General features: G+C 43.6%; 1 protein-coding gene. It reads left to right on the top strand.

Features of this window, described 5'->3' with window-relative positions:
- Window positions 1–140: 140 nt before the first annotated feature.
- A partial coding sequence (locus tag A3735_RS24155; RefSeq protein WP_156499883.1) for a hypothetical protein occupies window positions 141–736 on the top strand: 596 nt, incomplete at its 3' end.

Raw genomic sequence — 736 nt, forward strand, 5'->3', positions numbered from 1 at the left:
CAACGCGGTTTTGAGCAGGGCAGTCGAGCGAAGAAGAAATCACAGAGCCCATATAATGATGAGGTATTAACTTCAAGCTGGGAAGCAGGTTGGCTTGATGCGAAAAATACCCTTAACGTTCTCAAGACGGATCAGGCATCATGAGTATATTTCAACGTCACCCGAAAGATCATGTTGCCTTATGGTTTGAACAAAGGCGCAAGCTAGGCGTAAGTGATGACATATATTGGGGGCGATATACGCCTCACACCTCAGAGCAAGAAGAAGCGCTAAAAGTAGATATCTTCCAGCACGCCAATGGTGACGGCATGAGCATAATGAAGCACATGCTGAACGATCTCGGTTTCACCAGTGTGAAGATCCCTAAGTGTAGAGAAACCGGTGAACCTGACACTCAAGAATTGAAAGCGATCAAAGCAAAAGTTCAACCTTACCCTAAAAGGGTCAAATGGCGTTTTTGGAAAGCGGATAATCAAGTAAGCCAAAATTCGGTAGACACTCTATTTTTTGATCGTTATGAAACCGCAGCTATCGAACAACGAGCAAAATCTCTCGATATCCCTTTAACAACCTTTATACTATGGGCGCTAAACCGCTCGGCTGCCAAGCATTTACTTGCAGATTCAAAAAACTGCAATCAAAGCTATTCGTGGTTTTATCCCGTTAATTTAAGGGGGGCAGCTAATTTTGGAACCGACTCAGACTATGCAAATTTCTCCAGTGGATTTTATATCCC

The organism is Oleiphilus sp. HI0061 (genome assembly GCF_001635675.1).